Origin of the sequence: Streptomyces sp. NBC_00285, assembly GCF_036174265.1 — a bacterium.
In the GTDB taxonomy this organism is placed as follows: domain Bacteria; phylum Actinomycetota; class Actinomycetes; order Streptomycetales; family Streptomycetaceae; genus Streptomyces.
The window spans coordinates 7,990,454-8,006,213 of record NZ_CP108055.1; the positions used below are offsets into that span (position 1 = coordinate 7,990,454).

Consider the following 15,760-nt stretch of genomic DNA (forward strand, 5'->3'; position numbering starts at 1 on the left):
CCGACAGGCCCGGTGCGGCCCGCTGAGAGCCGGTGCAGCGAAGTCCGCACCGGCGAACCCGCCGTTCGCCCCGCACATTCACCGCACCGCTCGACGGCCTCGCGGAACAGGGGTTGACGCGGCACTTCGGGCGTTGGACTCCGGAAGCCGTCTCCCGACGCGCGGGTTGTCAGACGGTGGCGGTCGGCGGGGTCCATCGGTGGCTGCGAGGCACCGTGCCGGAGAGGCCGTAGTCCTTCTTGAGGCTTTCGGGGATGGCGTAGTGCATGACGCGTCCTCGGGTGAGGGAGGAGAGTTCGAGGACCGTGGTGAGGTGGCCGAGGCGGTCCAGGGCCCAGGCGCCGAGCGGGGAGCGGTCCTCGATGGTCTCCAGGACGCCGAGCAGATGGGGCACGGCCTTGACGACGGTGTCCCAGGACGTGCGCGGTACGTCGAGCCAGTCGGCGCAGGTGTCGCCGATGAGGTGGCGGATGAGGGCGGAGACGATCGGGTCGAAGAAGGTGCCGGGCACCACGTCCTCGTAGAGGTCGATCAGCTGCCGGGTCAGATGGGTGCCCTCGTCGGAGGGGCCCATGTGGCGGACCATGTACAGGTCGAGGAACTGGCGGGCTTCGTCGAGGGTTCGGGGGACGGCCTCCTGGTCGACGCCGAGCATGGCGCCCACGACGCGCCACGCGTAGAAGTAGGACTCCGCTCCCTCGGTCGACATGTGGATGCCCAGGCGGTGCAGGCTGTCCAGGACGAGCAGGGAGAAGAACATCTGCCCGCCGATCATGTCCTCCTGGCAGATCGGCGTCCCGTGGTCGGCGGTGTCCCAGCGGTTCTCGCGGGTGAGGTGGTGGCGGATGGAGGCGTGCAGGAGACGGACCTTCTGGGCGGCCGGGATGAAACGGCTGCCGGCCTCGAAGGCGTCGGGCCGCATCAGGTGGACGGTGAACTGGCCGGTCTCCGCCATCCGCTTGGAGGGGTACTCCAGCCCGTGGGTGGCCGACAGCAGCTTCGCCACGCGCGGGACGAGGTAGCAGGCGGGCATGGCGGCGAAGGACAGCGCGGTGGAGATGTGCACGTTGTTGTCGATGAAGAACAACCGGGCCTTCTCCATCTCCGCCCAGTCCACCCAGGCGGGTGGGGTGGCGGTGACTTCGAGGTACTCGCGGGCGACGTCGGGCAGTCCGTCCGGGAGGGGTGCGACGGAGGTGGAGACGTAACGCATCAGGGTGTTGAACCTGCCCACCTCCCCGCGTGCGAAGAGCTCGGCGACGGTCGCGTCGGCGAGCTCGTCCCCGGCCTGTCGCAGGGCGTCCAGCGATGCGTCGGTGTAGGTCATGGCAGGGTCTCTCAACTTCCTCGGGAGCGTCCACGGCGGACGGAAGGGGCGGTCGCCCGGGACGGCGTGGGCTCGCGCCGCCCCGATGCGAGGGTCAGGACAGGCGTACGGCCGCGGAATGTGCCAGCGCGGTCAGTCCGTTGGCGGCGTGCGTCGGCAGATCCAGTTCGTGGAGGGCGCCGAGGGCTTCCTCGACCCGTGCCCGGATCATGCCCTCGACGCGGTCGGGTGCCCCGAGCCGGCGCATCACCTCGCGCACCGCGTCCAGCCCCTTCCCGTCCGGATCGTCCCGGCCGAGCAGCGTGTGCAGCGACTCCCGCTCTCCGTCGTCGGCGAGACGCCATGTCTCCGCCAGGAGCGCGGTGGGCCGGCGCCCGCGCACATCGTCGGCATTGGCCTTGCCGGTGTGCCCGGGGTCTCCGAAAAGCCCGAGCAGGTCGTCGCGGAGCTGGAACGCCTCGCCCAGGGGCAACCCGTACGCGGAGTAGCCCTCGCGGAGCCGCGCGCCCGCACCGGCCAGCGCCCCACCGATCAACAGGGGCTGTTCCACGGTGTACTTGGCGGTCTTGTACCGGATCACCTTCAGTGACGTCTCCGTGTCCGGCTCGGCCCCGGTACGCAGGATCTCCAGGCATTCGCCGGCGATCAGCTCACGCGCCATCACCGCCCACAACGGGCGGGCGCGGACGAGATACGCGGCGGGCAGACCGCTGGTGGCGAACAACTGCCCGGCGAGCGCCATCAACAGGTCCCCCACCAGCATCGCCAGCGACCGCGCGGCGGCATCGGCGTCCGGACGAACTCCTACGGCCGCACGCAGGGCGACGTGGGCGGTGGGCCGCCCGTGCCGCAGCGCGCTGTCGTCGATGAGGTCGTCGTGCACGATCGCGGCGGCGTGCACCAGCTCCATCGAGGCCGCCGCCCGCACCAGCGTGTCGCTGTCCGGCTGCCCCACCGCACGCCATCCCCAGTAACAGAACGCCGCCCGCAGCCGCTTGCCGTCCACGACCGCCGCCTCCAACCTCTCGGCGACCGCGCCGAGCGTGGGATCGACCGCGGCGAACTCGTCGGCCTCCCGGGTGACGAATTCCCGCAGCACCTCGTCCACGCGGGCCTTGAAGGCGTCCGGCTCCCACCGGTCAGCCACCGCCGGCGGCCTTCCGGGCCAGGGCGCGCCGGGCGAGGATCTCCAGGTGGGCCGGGGGCACGGCCGCGTACCGGTCCAGCACCAGACGCCCGCGTGCCACGAGCTCGTGCTCGGCCTCCGCCGCAAGCTCCTCGGCGTCCGACCGGCGCAGCAGTCCCCGCACGGTCCCCAGGGCCGAACCCACCGTGCTCACCGCAAGGTCGGCCAGCCCGGCGGCCAGCAGCAGCGCCTGACCCTCCGGGCCGCCGCGCCGTCCCGCTTCCTGCGTCACGCCATCCCCCTCATCCGTCGTGCGTCCGGGCAGCCCCGGGCGCACACCGTCGTTCCGAGCATGGCGTCCTGCCGGGTGCGGCAGCGGAAGAACTCACGATCGAGTGATCCAACCGCTCGACCGTACGGATCACAGCTGGAGCGAGGGCAGTTGACGAGGGAGTCCGGGATGCCGTCCCGTCCCGAGTGCCGTGACGCTCGTTCCATGCCCAGGGCGCCGACGACGTCACCGGTGCCCGGCCGCACGGAGGCACCTCCCGCAGTCGGCGGCCGTGGCCCCCAAGAACCCGGCGACTTCCGCAGGAAACGGCTCTGACCTGCCGATTTCCGTCGACTGTGCGGGGTGGCATGATTCCGATGCAGCACTGTACGGAGCCAACTGACCCCGGGAGGTCGGCAGCATGAGGATCTCGCGGCGAGCCGAGTCCGTCGCACCCTTCTACGCCATGGAGTTCGGCAAGCACGCCGCCGCGCTGGAGGCCGAGGGGCGGCACGTCGTCAAACTCAGTCTCGGGGAACCGGACTTCGGGGCGCCGCCGGCGGTGCTGGACGCGATGCGGGACGTCGTGGGCAGCAGGCCGATGAGTTACACGGGGGCGCTCGGGCTGCCGGAGCTGCGGCAGGCGATCGCGCGCTTCTACGGCGAGCAGCACCACGTCGACGTCGACCCCGGCCGGGTTGTCGTGACCGCCGGGGCCTCGGCCGCGCTGGTGCTGGGCGCCGCCGCCCTCGTGGACCCGGGCGACGAGGTGCTCATCGCCGACCCCTCCTACCCCTGCAACCGGCAGATCGCCGAGAGCTTCGGCGCGCGGGTCACGCTCGTACCCACGAGCGCCGAGTCCCGGTACCAGTTGGACACCGGCTCCGTGCGGTCCTACTGGACGGACCGCACCCGCGGGATCATGGTCGCCAGTCCCTCCAACCCGACCGGCACCTCGGTACCGGCCGACGAGCTGGCGGCGATCTGCGGCCTCGCCCGGGAGCGGGACGCGTGGCGGATCGTCGACGAGATCTACCTCGACCTCGGCGACCACGACGAGCACGGGCGGCCGCCGCGCAGTGTGCTGTCGTACGACGAGGAAGCCGTCGTCATCAACAGCTTCTCCAAGTACTTCGGGATGACCGGCTGGCGGCTGGGCTGGTGCGTGGTGCCCGAGGCGCTGGTGCCCGCGCTGGAGCGGCTGGCCCAGAACTACATGATCTGCGCCTCCACTCCCGCCCAGTACGCGGCACTCGCGTGCTTCACGCCCGAGTCGCTCGCCGTGTGCGAGGAGCGGCGGGCCGAGTTCGGGCGGCGGCGGGCGCTGGTCCTCGACGGGCTCGCGCAGATCGGGCTGCCGGTGCCGGTGCCGCCGGACGGGGCGTTCTACGTCTACTTCGACGTCAGCGGCACCGGGCTCACCTCGTGGGAGTTCTGCGAGCGGGCGCTGCAGGAGGCGCATGTCGCCCTCACCCCGGGGCGGGACTTCGGGACGGGCACCGCCGAGACGCATGTACGGCTGTCCTACGCCGCCTCGGCCGCCGAACTGCGCGAGGGGATCGCCCGGCTCGGGAAGTTCGTCACCACGCTCGTCTAGACATGGCGCGGGGGCCGGTCCGTGTGGACCGGCCCCCGCGTGGTTCAGGTGATCAGACCAGGTCGAAGCGGTCCAGGTTCGAGACCTTGACCCAGGCGTCGACGAAGTCCTTCACGAACTTCTCCTTCGCGTCGTCGCTCGCGTAGACCTCCGCGAGGGCGCGCAGCTCGGAGTTCGAGCCGAAGACCAGGTCGGCACGGGTGCCGGTCCACTTGAGCTTGCCCGTGTCGGCGTCGCGGCCCTCGAAGGTGGTCTGGTCCTCGGAGGTCGACTTCCACTCCGTGCCCAGGTCGAGCAGGTTGACGAAGAAGTCGTTCGTCAGCGTGCCCGGGGTGGTGGTGAGGACGCCGTGTGCCGAGCCGCCCTGGTTGGCGCCGAGGACGCGCAGACCGCCGACGAGGACGGTCAGCTCGGGGGCGCTCAGGGTGAGCAGGTTGGCGCGGTCGAGCAGCAGGTACTCGGCCGGCAGCCGGTTGCCCTTGCCGAGGTAGTTGCGGAAGCCGTCCGCCACCGGCTCCAGTGCGGCGAAGGACTCCGGGTCGGTGTGCTCCTCGGTCGCGTCCACACGGCCCGGCGTGAAGGGGACCTCCACGTCGTGGCCCGCGTCCTTGGCGGCCTTCTCGACCGCGGCGGCGCCGCCGAGGACGATCAGGTCGGCCAGGGAGACCTTCTTGGCGCCGGAGTTGAACTCCGACTGGACGCCCTCCAGGACACGCAGGACCTGCGCGAGCTGCTCGGGGTCGTTGGCCTCCCAGCCGCGCTGCGGCTCCAGGCGGATACGGGCGCCGTTGGCGCCGCCGCGCTTGTCGCTGCCACGGAAGGTGGACGCCGAGGCCCACGCGGTGGACACCAGCTGCGAGACGGTCAGGCCGGACGCGAGAAGCTTGGCCTTCAGGGCCGTGACGTCGGCGGCGTCGATGGTCTCGCCCTCGGCCTGCGGCAGCGGGTCCTGCCACAGCAGGGTCTCCGCCGGGACCTCCGGGCCGAGGTACAGGGACTTCGGGCCCAGGTCACGGTGGGTCAGCTTGTACCAGGCGCGGGCGAATGCGTCCGCGAACTCGGCCGGGTTCTCGTGGAAGCGCTTCGAGATCTCGCCGTAGATCGGGTCGAAACGCAGCGAGAGGTCGGTGGTGAGCATCGTGGGCAGCTTCTTGGAGTCGCTGTGGGCGTCGGGGATGATCGCCTGCGCGTCCTTGGCCACCCACTGGTTGGCGCCGGCGGGGCTCTGGGTGAGCTCCCACTCGTAGCCGAAGAGGATGTCGAAGAAGTCGTTGCTCCACTGGGTGGGCTTGGTGGTCCAGGTGACCTCGAGACCGGAGGTGATGGCGTCGCCGCCCTTGCCGGTGCCGTAGGTGGACTTCCAGCCCAGGCCCTGGTCCTCGATCGAGGCGGCCTCGGGGTCGTTGCCGACCGCGTCGGCCGGGCCGGCGCCGTGGGTCTTGCCGAAGGTGTGACCACCGGCGATGAGGGCGACGGTCTCCTCGTCGTTCATCGCCATGCGGCGGAACGTCTCACGGATGTCGCGGGCCGCGGCCAGCGGGTCAGGGTTGCCGTTGGGGCCCTCGGGGTTGACGTAGATGAGGCCCATCTGCACGGCGCCGAGCGGGTTCTCCAGCTCACGGTCGCCGGTGTAGCGCTGGTCGTCGAGCCAGGTGGTCTCGGGACCCCAGTACACGTCCTCGTCGGCCTCCCACACGTCGGCACGGCCGCCGGCGAAGCCGAAGGTCTCGAAGCCCATCGTCTCCAGGGCCACGTTGCCCGTGAGGATCATGAGGTCGGCCCAGGAGATGGACTGGCCGTACTTCTTCTTGACCGGCCACAGCAGACGGCGGGCCTTGTCCAGGTTGCCGTTGTCCGGCCAGCTGTTCAGCGGCGCGAAGCGCTGCTGGCCGCGGCCGCCACCGCCGCGGCCGTCGCTGATGCGGTAGGTGCCGGCGCTGTGCCAGGCCATCCGGATCATCAGCGGGCCGTAGTTGCCGAAGTCCGCGGGCCACCAGTCCTGCGAGGTGGTCAGCACCTCGGCGATGTCCTGCTTCACGGCCGCCAGGTCGAGGTTCTGGAACGCCTGGGCGTAGTCGAAGGACTCACCGAGCGGGTTGGCGACCACCGGGTCCTTGGCGAGGATCTTCAGGTTCAGGCGCTCGGGCCACCACTGGCGGTTGCCCCCGCCCTGGGTGGGGTGCGCGGCGCGCGTGTGCGCGACCGGGCAGCCACCGGTGCCGTCGGTCTTGGCGTCGGTGACGATTGCGTCGGGGTTCTCAGACATGGGGGTCCTTCCGAACGGGGTGGATCAGGGTGCTGACGTAAGGGCGTGAGGGGTGCAGGCGGGGCACAGGCCCCAGTAGATGACCTCGGCCTCGTCGATCGAGAAGCCGCGGTCGTCCGAAGCTGTGAGACAGGGCGCGTGCCCGACGGCACAGTCGACGTCGACGACGGCCCCGCACGTGCGGCAGACCAGGTGATGGTGGTTGTCACCGACCCGCCCCTCGAACCGGGCCGGGCTGCCCGGCGGCTCGATGCGGCGCACGAGACGCGCCGCGGTGAGCGAGTGCAGGGCCTCGTACACGGCCTGGAGGGATATGTGGCCGAGACGGTCGCGCACTCCCGTGGCGATCGCGTCGGCCGGGAGGTGGTCACCGGCCCGGACGGTCTCGAGCAGCGCGACGCGCGCGGCCGTCACCCGCAGGCCGGCACCGCGCAGCTCGTCCGCGGTGTTCGGAGGCTGGGGGGCGGTCATGCGCCCAACCTACCCCCATAAACACGAATGGTTCAAGAAATGGAACCGTTCCAAATTTGTGTCGGGTCGGATCGCGGCCCCGCAGGCGCTCACAAGCGTTCCTTGTCAGGTGTGCGGGCGGTGTAACTCCTGATGAACGGCTCGGGAGACATCTGCGTAATGGGTGTTTCGTACGGTCGACGGAGATCGAACCGGTTGAGCTCAGGAGGCGTGCCCGTGGTGCGAACGGTGTGCTCGTACTGCGGTGTGGGCTGCGGCATGGTCCTCGACATCGGCATCGGCCCGGACGGACGTCGTACGGTCCTCAAGGCGTCCGGCGACAAGCAGCACCCCGCCAACTTCGGCAAGCTGTGCACCAAGGGCGCGACCACCGCCGACATGCTCTCCGCGCCCGGACGCCTCGCCACGGCCCTGGTGCGGCCCGAACGCGGCGCGGAACCGGTGCCGGAGCCGGTCGCCGCGGCGATCACCGGCACCGCCCGGCGGCTGCGCGCCATCATCGACGAGCACGGGCCGGACGCGGTCGCCTTCTACGTCTCCGGGCAGATGAGCCTCGAAGCCCAGTACCTGGCGAACAAGCTTGCCAAGGGGTTCGTGCGCACCAACCAGATCGAGTCGAACTCACGGTTGTGCATGGCGAGCGCCGGCACCGGTTACAAACTGTCGCTCGGCGCGGACGGTCCGCCCGGCTCCTACCAGGACTTCGACCGGGCCGACCTCTTCTTCGTCATCGGCTCCAACATGGCCGACTGCCACCCCATCCTCTTCCTGCGGATGATGGAACGGGTGAAGTCGGCGGGCGCCAAGGTGATCGTCGTCGACCCGCGGCGCACCGCCACCGCGGCCAAGGCCGACCTGTTCCTGCAGATCAAGCCGGGCGCCGACCTCGCGCTGCTGAACGGTCTGCTGCACCTGCTGCACACCGACGGCCGCACCGATCCCGAGTTCATCGCCGCCCACACCGAGGGCTGGGAGGCGATGCCCGAGTTCCTCGCCGACTACACGCCCGCAGCCGTGGCCGAGATGACGGGCCTCGCCGAGGACGACATCCGGGAGGCGGCGCGGCTCATCGGAGCAGCCGGTGAGTGGATGAGCCTGTGGACCATGGGGCTCAACCAGTCCACGCACGGCACCTGGAACACCAACGCCCTGGTCAACCTGCACCTCGCCACCGGCACCATCTGCCGCCCCGGCAGCGGCCCCTTCTCCCTCACCGGCCAGCCCAACGCCATGGGCGGCCGCGAGATGGGCTACATGGGCCCGGGCCTGCCCGGCCAGCGGTCCGTCCTCGTCGACGACGAGCGGGCCTTCGTGGAGGAACTGTGGGAGCTGCCGCCGGACACCCTGCGCGCCGACGGCGTCGGCAAGGGCACCGTCGAGATGTTCCAGAAGATGGCCGACGGCGAGATCAAGGCCTGCTGGATCGTCTGCACCAACCCGGTCGCCTCCGTCGCCAACCGCCGCACCGTCATCGAGGGCCTGGAGGCCGCCGAGTTCGTCATCACCCAGGACGTCTTCGCCGACACCGAGACCAACGCCTACGCCGACGTCGTGCTGCCGGGCGCGCTGTGGACGGAGGGTGAGGGCGTCTTCGTCAACAGCGAGCGCAACCTCACGCTGACCCCGGCGGTGACCGACCCGCCCGGAGAGGCGATGGCGGACTGGCGGATCATCGCGGCCGTCGCCCGCGAGATGGGGTACGAGAAGGGGTTCTCCTACGACAGCGCCGAGGACGTCTTCGAGGAGATCAAGCAGGCCTGGAACCCGAAGACGGGCTGGGACCTGCGCGGAGTCTCCTACGAGCGGCTCCGTGCGACGCCGGTGCAGTGGCCGGCCGCGAGCGAGGACGGGCCCGACCGGAACCCGATCCGGTACGTGGGGGAGGACGGTTCGCTGAGGTTCCCCACCGCGAGCGGGCGGGGCGTCTTCTACGCCCGGCCGCACATACCGGCGGCGGAGATGCCGGACGACGACTATCCGTTCGTCCTGAACACCGGGCGGCTTCAGCACCAGTGGCACACGCTGACGAAGACGGCGAAGGTGGCGAAGCTCAACAGGCTGAACCCGGGGCCCTTCGTGGAACTGCATCCGCGGGACGCCGACCTGTTGGGGATCGCGGAGGGGGACTCCGTGGAGGTGGCGTCCCGGCGCGGTCGGGCCGTGCTGCCCGCGGTCGTGACGGACCGGGTACGGCCCGGGTGCTGCTTCGCGCCCTTTCACTGGAACGACCTCTTCGGGGAGTACCTGAGCGTCAACGCGGTGACGAGCGACGCGGTGGATCCGCTGTCGTTCCAGCCGGAGTTCAAGGTGTGCGCGGTGTCGCTGACGAAGGTGCCGACGCCGGTGACGGTCCGGACACCTGCGGTGGGGGCGGCGGGCGCGGTGCCTGGGGCCTCGGGGAGCGGGATGGACGGTGCCGGTTCCGGTGTCTCGGGGAGCGCGGTGGCCGGTGCGGGCGCGGATGCCGTGGCCGTGCCCGCCGCTGGGGCGGACCTGGCAGCCGCCGCCCCCGACGTCGCGGGCGTCGCGAGTGTCTTCGGCCTCGCTCCCGCGGCGCCGCCCGTCCTCACTGCGCAGGAGCGCCAGTACCTGGTCGGCTTCCTCGCGGGCATACCCGCGGGCGCCCCGGGCGTGCCGGTGCTGCCCCCCGACGCGCCCTTCAGCCCCGAGCACGCCCTGTGGGTGAACGGCACACTCGCCGGGATGTACTCACGGGCGGCGCCCATACAGGCCCCGGCCACACAACTTCCGGCCGCGCACCCCCCGGTCACACAGTCCCCGGTCGGTGTGCTGCACCGTGAGGTCGTCATCCTGTGGGCCTCGCAGACCGGCAACGCCGAGGAGTTCGCCGCCGCCACCGCGGATCGGCTCACCACCGTCGGTCACAGCACGTCCCTGGTCGGCATGGACCAGGCCGACCTCGGCGCGCTGCCGCCCGGTGCCGATCTGCTGCTGATCACCAGCACCTTCGGCGACGGCGACGCCCCCGACAACGGCAGCGGCTTCTGGGACACCCTGGCTGCCCCCGGCACACCCCGCCTGGAGGGACGGCGGTACGCGGTGCTGGCCTTCGGCGACTCGTCGTACGGCGACTTCTGCGGGCACGGCCGCCGTCTCGACCAGCGTCTCGACGAGCTGGGCGCGCTGCGGCTGGCCCCGCGCACGGACTGCGAGCCGGACTTCGAGGACGCGGCGCACGGATGGCTCGACGAGGTCCTGACGGCGCTGTCCGGCACCCCGGCCGCCGACGCCGTGACCCCGGCACCGCTCCAGGCGGCCCCGGCCCCCACCGTGATCCGGACGGCCCCCGCCGCGGCGCCGCCCCGTGCGAAGAAGCCCGCCACCGTCCTTGCCCGCCTCACCGGCAACCGCCTGCTGAGCCTGCCCGGCGCCGGCAAGGAGGTCCGCAGGTTCACCTTCGACACCCGGGACAGCCGGACCCCGCTCCTGTACGAGGCGGGCGACGCCCTCGGCATCCTGCCGCTCAACTCCGCGGAGCTGGTGGGGGAGTGGCTGGCAGTCACCGGGCTTGACGCCGGGGCCGTGGTGGACGTGAACGGCGTCGGCGAGATCCCCGTCGCCGAGGCGTTCCTGCGCCACCTCGACCTCACCAGGATCACCCCCGGCCTGCTCCGGTTCGTCGCCGAACGCACCCGTGACCCACGGGAGTTGAAGAAGCTCCTGCGCCCGGACAACAAAGACGAACTGGCCAAGTGGGGCTGGGGCCGTCAAGCCGTGGACGTCATCACGGAGTACGGCGTGACAGCCGGCCCGCAGGACTGGGCGAAGACGCTCGGACGCCTCCAGCCGCGGCTGTACTCCATATCGTCCAGTCCGCTGACCGACCCCCACCTCGTCTCCCTGACCGTCTCCGTCGTGCGCTACGAGAACCTGCACGGCAGGCCCAGGCAAGGAGTCTGCTCCCCCTTCCTCGCCGACGCCGCCGCGGACACCCCGGTGCCGGTCCATGTCCAGCGCTCCCCGCACTTCCGGCCGCCCGCCGACTCCGGCACACCCATGGTCATGGTCGGCCCCGGTACCGGCGTCGCCCCCTTCGTCGGTTTCCTGGAACAGCGCCGCGCTCTCGGTCACCGCGGCCCGAACTGGCTGTTCTTCGGCGAACAGCACAAGGCGACCGACTTCTACTACGAGGACGAGCTGAACGGCTTCCTCGCCGACGGCACACTCTCCCGCCTGGACACCGCCTTCTCCCGCGACCAGCGCGCCAAGGTCTACGTCCAGGACCGCATACGGGAACACGGGCCGCTGGTGTGGTCGTGGCTCCAGGACGGCGCCCACTTCTACGTGTGCGGTGACGCCTCACGGATGGCGAAGGACGTCGACCAGGCACTCAGGGACATCGCGGTCCTGCACGGCGGCCTGGACCGGGCGGGCGCGGCGGCGTACGTGAAGCAACTCGCCGCCGAGAAGCGCTATGTGCGTGACATCTACTGACCGAACCAGTGGGCGGGGCGCCACCCACACGTGCAAGTATCTGTCGCCATGAGGGCGTCCCCTGTGGTCCGGAGCCTGCGCGCGGCGGTGTTCGCCGCGCTCTGTGTGCTGCTGGCTTCCGGAGGACACGCGCTGGCTACCGGGATGGCGCCGCCGGTGTGGGCCCAGGGCGCCGGATTCGTGCCGGTGTTCGCGGCCGGCTGGCTGCTCGGCGGCCGGGAACGGTCGCTCGGAGCCATCGGCGGGGCGACCCTCGTCTCCCAGGGCGGACTGCACCTGGCCTTCGGCGCGGCACGACCGCACACGGTGATGGTCATGCACGGCATGCGCATGTCCCACTCCCATGTGCACGCCCTGACCCCGCACGCCACCGCAGCCCACGTCTCGGCCGCCGTCCTGCTGACCTGGTGGCTGCGGCGCGGCGAGGCCGCCCTGTGGTCGCTCCTGCGCCGGGCCGTCGCCCTGGTCCCCGGGCTCGTGGCCTGGTGGCGCGGGTATGGCGAGCCCCTCGCGCCGGGCTCCGTGCGGCCGGTCACCGAGAAGAACCCCCACGCACTCCGCCGCCTCCTGCTGCGGCACTCGGTCCACCGACGCGGACCACCCACCCGGATCCCGTACGCGCTCTGACCCCCTCACCCCTTTTCTTCGGTACGGAGATCCCTCACCCATGTCCTCAGCACACACCCTCCTGCGCCGCGCCGGCCTCGGCAGCGCGCTCGCCGCCGCCACCGTCCTCACCGCAGCGGGCGTCGCCTCCGCACACGTCACCGTCCACCCGGACAGCTACGCCAAGGGCGCCACCGACGGCGCGCTGACTTTCCGCGTGCCCGACGAGAGCGACACCGCGAGCACCACGAAGGTCCAGCTGTTCCTGCCGACCGACCACCCCCTGCTGGGCGTGCTCGTCTCCCCGCACGACGGCTGGACCGCCAAGGTCACCGACACCAAACTCAAGACGCCGGTCAAGACGGACGACGGCACGATCACCGACGCGGTCTCCGAGATCACCTGGACCGGCGGGAAGATCGGCCCCGGCCAGTACGAGGACTTCGACGTCGCCTTCGGTCAACTGCCCGACGACACGGCCCAGTTGTCCTTCAAGACGCTCCAGACCTACTCCGACGGCAAGATCGTCCGCTGGATCGAGGAGGCCGCGTCCGGCGACGACGAGCCGGAGAACCCGGCGCCGGTCCTCAAACTCACGGCGGCCGACACCACGTCCGTCACCACCTCCAAGGAGGCGTCGAAGACCCCGGCCGCCACCACCAAGGCGTCGGCGAGCGACTCCACCGCGCGCGGCCTCGGCGTCGCCGGGCTGGTCGTCGGCGTGCTCGGCCTCGCGGCCGGGGCCTTCGCCGTCGTACGGAACCGCCGTACGCAGTGAGGAAGTACCTGTGGATTTACGTACCCACAGGTGACTTCCGGTGCCCGGATGGAAGGATGAGGCGCCATGACAGCAGGGTGGGGTTCGCGCACGGTACGGGCCGCGGTGTTCGCGGCCGTCTGTGTGCTGCTCGCCGCCCTGGGCCACGTCCTCATGTCCGGCACCCATGTGCCGGGCTGGACACTGGCCGCCGCCCTGGTCGTGACCGGGTGCGCCGGCTGGTGTCTGGCCGGCCGTGAACGCGGGCTGCCGCTGATCGTGGCCGTCGTCGTCGCCGCCCAGACGGCCCTCCACTCGGCGTTCTCCCTCGCCCAGCCCACATCGGCGGGGCAGGACATGGGCGCGATGCACATGGAGTCCATGCACACGAGCGGCGTGGACTCCATGGACGCGGCTCAGTTGGGGACCTCGTCGGGTGTCGGCGCGCTCTCGTACTGGCTGCCCTTCGGCATGTACGCCGCCCACCTGCTCGCCGCGCTCCTCACCGGCCTCTGGCTGGCGTACGGCGAGCGGGCCGCGTTCCGCATCCTGCGGGCCGTGGCCGGGTGGCTGGTCGCCCCGCTGAGGCTGTTGTTCGCCCTGCCCGCCACCCCGCACCGCCCGCGTCTGCGGGTGCGCCGCGCCCGTTCGACGCGGGGGCCGCGGCTTCTCCTTCTCCCCCACGCGATCACCCATCGGGGACCGCCCCCGGGGACCGCTGTCGCCTGACGACAGACGGCACCCCGAGGCAGCCCCTGCGCGCCTCGGGCCCGGTCGTACACCCACCTGTGCCCACCGCACCTGTGCTCACTGCACACGTGCGTACTGCACACGTGCTCACCGCACATGTGGTCGCCGTACGGCCGTCTCCCCTCACCGGGCCGCCGCGCACCCCTGTGCGCCGGAGTGGCCCGGATCACGGCTCACCCGAGGACACCTGGTGATCACTTCCGCCCCGCCCGCACCGGCCGACCCCCGCAGCAAACGGGAGTCCGCCGACGCCTCCGCGACCGCCTGGGCGCTCGCCGCCCGCGCCGGTGACGCCGTCGCCGTCGACCACTTCGTGCGCGCCCTGCACCGTGACGTCCTGCGCTATGTCTCCTACCTGAGTGCCGACCCCCAGGCGGTGGACGATCTGGCCCAGGAGACGTTCCTGCGGGCGCTCGGCAGCCTGCACCGGTTCGAGGGGCGTTGCTCGGCGCGGTCCTGGCTGCTGTCCATCGCCCGCCGGGCGGTGATCGACGGCTTCCGGCACGCGGCCGCACGGCCCCGCCGGTACGACGGTTCGGACTGGCAGACCGCCGCCGAGCGGGCCCAGCCGCGGGGTGTGCCCGGCTTCGACGACGGGATAGCGCTGCTCGATCTGCTCGGCGCGTTGTCCGACGAGCGGCGTGAGGCGTTCGAGCTGACGCAGATGCTGGGGTTGTCGTACGAGGAGGCGGCTGCGGTGAGCGGTTGTCCTGTGGGGACGGTTCGGTCTCGGGTGGCGCGGGCCAGGGCGGTGCTCATGGAGCTGGTGGTCTGAGCGCGCCTGGGCAGGGTGCCGCTCGGCGTGCAACACGGTGACCGGCGTCGACCCGCCCGCGCAGCGCGCGTACCGGGGCCGCCGTGTCCGACGGGGGGTGCGCCAGGCCGTCGTACGACACGAACGGGCAGGCCGGATCCCCGTGAACCCACTCCTTCGGAGCCGGCGCGGTCACCGGGTTCGTTACGGCCGTAGCTGTAGCCGTAGATCTGCCCGCAACCGCCCCGGTGACTACTCCGGCTTCGCCTCCACGGCGAGGTCCGGCATCAGCGCGCACAGCGCCATGCGCTGGTCGGGCCCCATGAAGCGGGCCAGCGCCTCCTTGACCGTCGCGGCGAGGGTGCTGGAGGACTCCTCCAGCAGGAGTCGGCCCTTCTCGGTGAGGGTCACCTCGACGCCCCGCTTGTCGCCGCACACCGACTTGCGGGTGACGAGGCCGGCGTGCTGGAGGCAGGCGATCTGGTAGGTGAGCCGGGTCTTGGGGCGGCCGAGGAGTTCCGCGATCTTCGTCATGCGCACACCGGCCGCGGGCCGCGCGCCCAGCAGGCACAGCACCAGGAACTCGTCGTGCGAGACGTCCAGCCCTTCCTTGACGACGGAGCGCAGCTCCTGTTCCACGGCGCCCGTCGCGGCCAGCAGCAGCATCCAGGCGTGCAGCTCGGGCGGCAGGATCCCGTCGGACAGGGAGGGACATTCGGACTGGTCGGACATGAATTCAAGTGTAGCTGTTGTTCAAATTTGGAGTATGGGCTAGCGTGATGTCATCCAAATTTGGACTACAGAGATACAGCAGTCCATGAGCGCGTCCCGCGTCCCCATGCACGTCCCCAGGAGTGAGAGACCATGACCGTCGCCGTCGAAACCGGAACCTGGCAGCTCGACCGGACCGCCACCACCGTCGCCCTGAAGCACAAGACGATGTGGGGCCTGGTCACGGTGAAGGGCGCCTTCACCACCGTGGACGGTCAGGGCGAGGTGCGGGCCGACGGATCCGCCGTCGGCACCCTGACCCTCGACGCCGCCTCCCTCGACACCAAGAACGCCAAGCGCGACGAGCACCTGCGCGGGGCCGACTTCTTCGACGTCGCGAACCACCCCGAGATCACCTTCGCGGTGCGCAGCGCCGAGCTCCGGGACGGCGACCAGGTGCATGTGATCGGCCAGCTCACCGTGCGCGGCATCAGTCGCCCCCAGTCCTTCACCGGGCGGCTCGGCGAGGCGAGCGCGGACGCGGTCACGGTGAACGCCGAGTTCTCGGTGGACCGCGACCACTTCGGCCTCGGCTGGAACCAGCTGGGCATGATCCGCGGCCTGACCACGGTCACCGCCGCGCTCCGCTTCAAGCGGTCGGCGGCCTGA

The 15,760-nt window shown here is 71.3% G+C and carries 13 protein-coding genes; 7 read left to right on the forward strand and 6 right to left on the reverse strand.

The annotated features are described in order from the left end of the window. Positions 1-169: 169 nt before the first annotated feature. The 3 genes from OHT57_RS36835 to OHT57_RS36845 all read right to left on the reverse strand — a co-directional run bounded on the left by OHT57_RS36835 (position 170) and on the right by OHT57_RS36845 (position 2,745). Positions 170-1,327, reverse strand: a complete 1,158-nt coding sequence (locus tag OHT57_RS36835) for an oxygenase MpaB family protein (RefSeq protein ID WP_328751086.1) — start codon at positions 1,325-1,327, stop codon at positions 170-172. A gap of 94 nt (positions 1,328-1,421) precedes the next feature. Next, the gene (locus OHT57_RS36840; protein WP_328751087.1) at positions 1,422-2,474 is read right to left on the reverse strand and encodes a polyprenyl synthetase family protein; all 1,053 of its coding nucleotides are present in this window, start codon (positions 2,472-2,474) and stop codon (positions 1,422-1,424) included. Further along, positions 2,467-2,745, reverse strand: coding sequence for a polyprenyl synthetase (locus OHT57_RS36845; protein WP_328751088.1), 279 nt, complete (start codon positions 2,743-2,745; stop codon positions 2,467-2,469). The genes OHT57_RS36840 and OHT57_RS36845 overlap by 8 nt, the downstream gene beginning before the upstream one ends. Positions 2,746-3,145: 400 nt before the next feature. Between OHT57_RS36845 and OHT57_RS36850 the strand changes: the two genes are divergently transcribed. Continuing rightward, on the forward strand, positions 3,146-4,321 hold the full coding sequence (locus tag OHT57_RS36850) for a pyridoxal phosphate-dependent aminotransferase (protein WP_328751089.1): 1,176 nt from the start codon (positions 3,146-3,148) through the stop codon (positions 4,319-4,321). Positions 4,322-4,373: 52 nt separating this feature from the next. On the opposite strand, the gene katG is transcribed toward OHT57_RS36850, so the two are convergent. Both katG and OHT57_RS36860 read right to left on the reverse strand, forming a co-directional pair. Further along, on the reverse strand, positions 4,374-6,587 hold the full coding sequence (gene katG, locus OHT57_RS36855; RefSeq protein ID WP_328751090.1) for a catalase/peroxidase HPI: 2,214 nt from the start codon (positions 6,585-6,587) through the stop codon (positions 4,374-4,376). Positions 6,588-6,611: 24 nt separating this feature from the next. Continuing rightward, positions 6,612-7,058, reverse strand: a complete 447-nt coding sequence (locus OHT57_RS36860) for a Fur family transcriptional regulator (RefSeq protein ID WP_328751091.1) — start codon at positions 7,056-7,058, stop codon at positions 6,612-6,614. A 159-nt stretch (positions 7,059-7,217) separates the two neighbouring features. On the opposite strand from OHT57_RS36860, the gene OHT57_RS36865 reads away from it, so the two are divergent. The 5 genes from OHT57_RS36865 to OHT57_RS36885 all read left to right on the forward strand — a co-directional run bounded on the left by OHT57_RS36865 (position 7,218) and on the right by OHT57_RS36885 (position 14,401). Further along, positions 7,218-11,513, forward strand: a complete 4,296-nt coding sequence (locus OHT57_RS36865; RefSeq protein WP_328751092.1) for a bifunctional nitrate reductase/sulfite reductase flavoprotein subunit alpha — start codon at positions 7,218-7,220, stop codon at positions 11,511-11,513. A gap of 48 nt (positions 11,514-11,561) precedes the next feature. After that, on the forward strand, positions 11,562-12,140 hold the full coding sequence (locus OHT57_RS36870; protein ID WP_328751093.1) for a hypothetical protein: 579 nt from the start codon (positions 11,562-11,564) through the stop codon (positions 12,138-12,140). Positions 12,141-12,180: 40 nt separating this feature from the next. Further along, on the forward strand, positions 12,181-12,897 hold the full coding sequence (locus OHT57_RS36875; protein WP_328751094.1) for a YcnI family copper-binding membrane protein: 717 nt from the start codon (positions 12,181-12,183) through the stop codon (positions 12,895-12,897). Between the two features lie 66 nt (positions 12,898-12,963). Then, positions 12,964-13,605 carry a hypothetical protein gene (locus OHT57_RS36880; RefSeq protein WP_328751095.1) on the forward strand — a complete coding sequence of 214 codons (642 nt, stop codon included), beginning with the start codon at positions 12,964-12,966 and terminating at the stop codon, positions 13,603-13,605. A gap of 211 nt (positions 13,606-13,816) precedes the next feature. Further along, on the forward strand, positions 13,817-14,401 hold the full coding sequence (locus tag OHT57_RS36885) for a sigma-70 family RNA polymerase sigma factor (RefSeq protein ID WP_328751096.1): 585 nt from the start codon (positions 13,817-13,819) through the stop codon (positions 14,399-14,401). 231 nt (positions 14,402-14,632) lie between these two features. Here OHT57_RS36885 and OHT57_RS36890 read toward each other — a convergent pair whose 3' ends face one another. Then, positions 14,633-15,112: a MarR family winged helix-turn-helix transcriptional regulator gene (locus OHT57_RS36890; protein ID WP_328751097.1), complete on the reverse strand. Its 480-nt coding sequence runs from the start codon at positions 15,110-15,112 to the stop codon at positions 14,633-14,635. Between the two features lie 132 nt (positions 15,113-15,244). Here OHT57_RS36890 and OHT57_RS36895 point away from each other — a divergent pair, with 132 nt between their 5' ends. Continuing rightward, a complete protein-coding gene (locus OHT57_RS36895; protein ID WP_328751098.1) occupies positions 15,245-15,760 on the forward strand; it encodes a YceI family protein in 516 nt (171 codons plus the stop codon).

Bases quoted from the DNA above. Each gene is read 5' to 3' on its own strand.
- OHT57_RS36835 (WP_328751086.1), bottom strand. From the start codon at position 1,327: ATGACCTACACCGACGCATCGCTGGACGCCCTGCGACAGGCCGGGGAC.
- OHT57_RS36850 (WP_328751089.1), top strand. From the start codon at position 3,146: ATGAGGATCTCGCGGCGAGCCGAGTCCGTCGCACCCTTCTACGCCATG.
- katG (WP_328751090.1), bottom strand. From the start codon at position 6,587: ATGTCTGAGAACCCCGACGCAATCGTCACCGACGCCAAGACCGACGGC.
- OHT57_RS36860 (WP_328751091.1), bottom strand. From the start codon at position 7,058: ATGACCGCCCCCCAGCCTCCGAACACCGCGGACGAGCTGCGCGGTGCC.
- OHT57_RS36865 (WP_328751092.1), top strand. From the start codon at position 7,218: ATGGGTGTTTCGTACGGTCGACGGAGATCGAACCGGTTGAGCTCAGGA.
- OHT57_RS36870 (WP_328751093.1), top strand. From the start codon at position 11,562: ATGAGGGCGTCCCCTGTGGTCCGGAGCCTGCGCGCGGCGGTGTTCGCC.
- OHT57_RS36875 (WP_328751094.1), top strand. From the start codon at position 12,181: ATGTCCTCAGCACACACCCTCCTGCGCCGCGCCGGCCTCGGCAGCGCG.
- OHT57_RS36880 (WP_328751095.1), top strand. From the start codon at position 12,964: ATGACAGCAGGGTGGGGTTCGCGCACGGTACGGGCCGCGGTGTTCGCG.
- OHT57_RS36890 (WP_328751097.1), bottom strand. From the start codon at position 15,112: ATGTCCGACCAGTCCGAATGTCCCTCCCTGTCCGACGGGATCCTGCCG.
- OHT57_RS36895 (WP_328751098.1), top strand. From the start codon at position 15,245: ATGACCGTCGCCGTCGAAACCGGAACCTGGCAGCTCGACCGGACCGCC.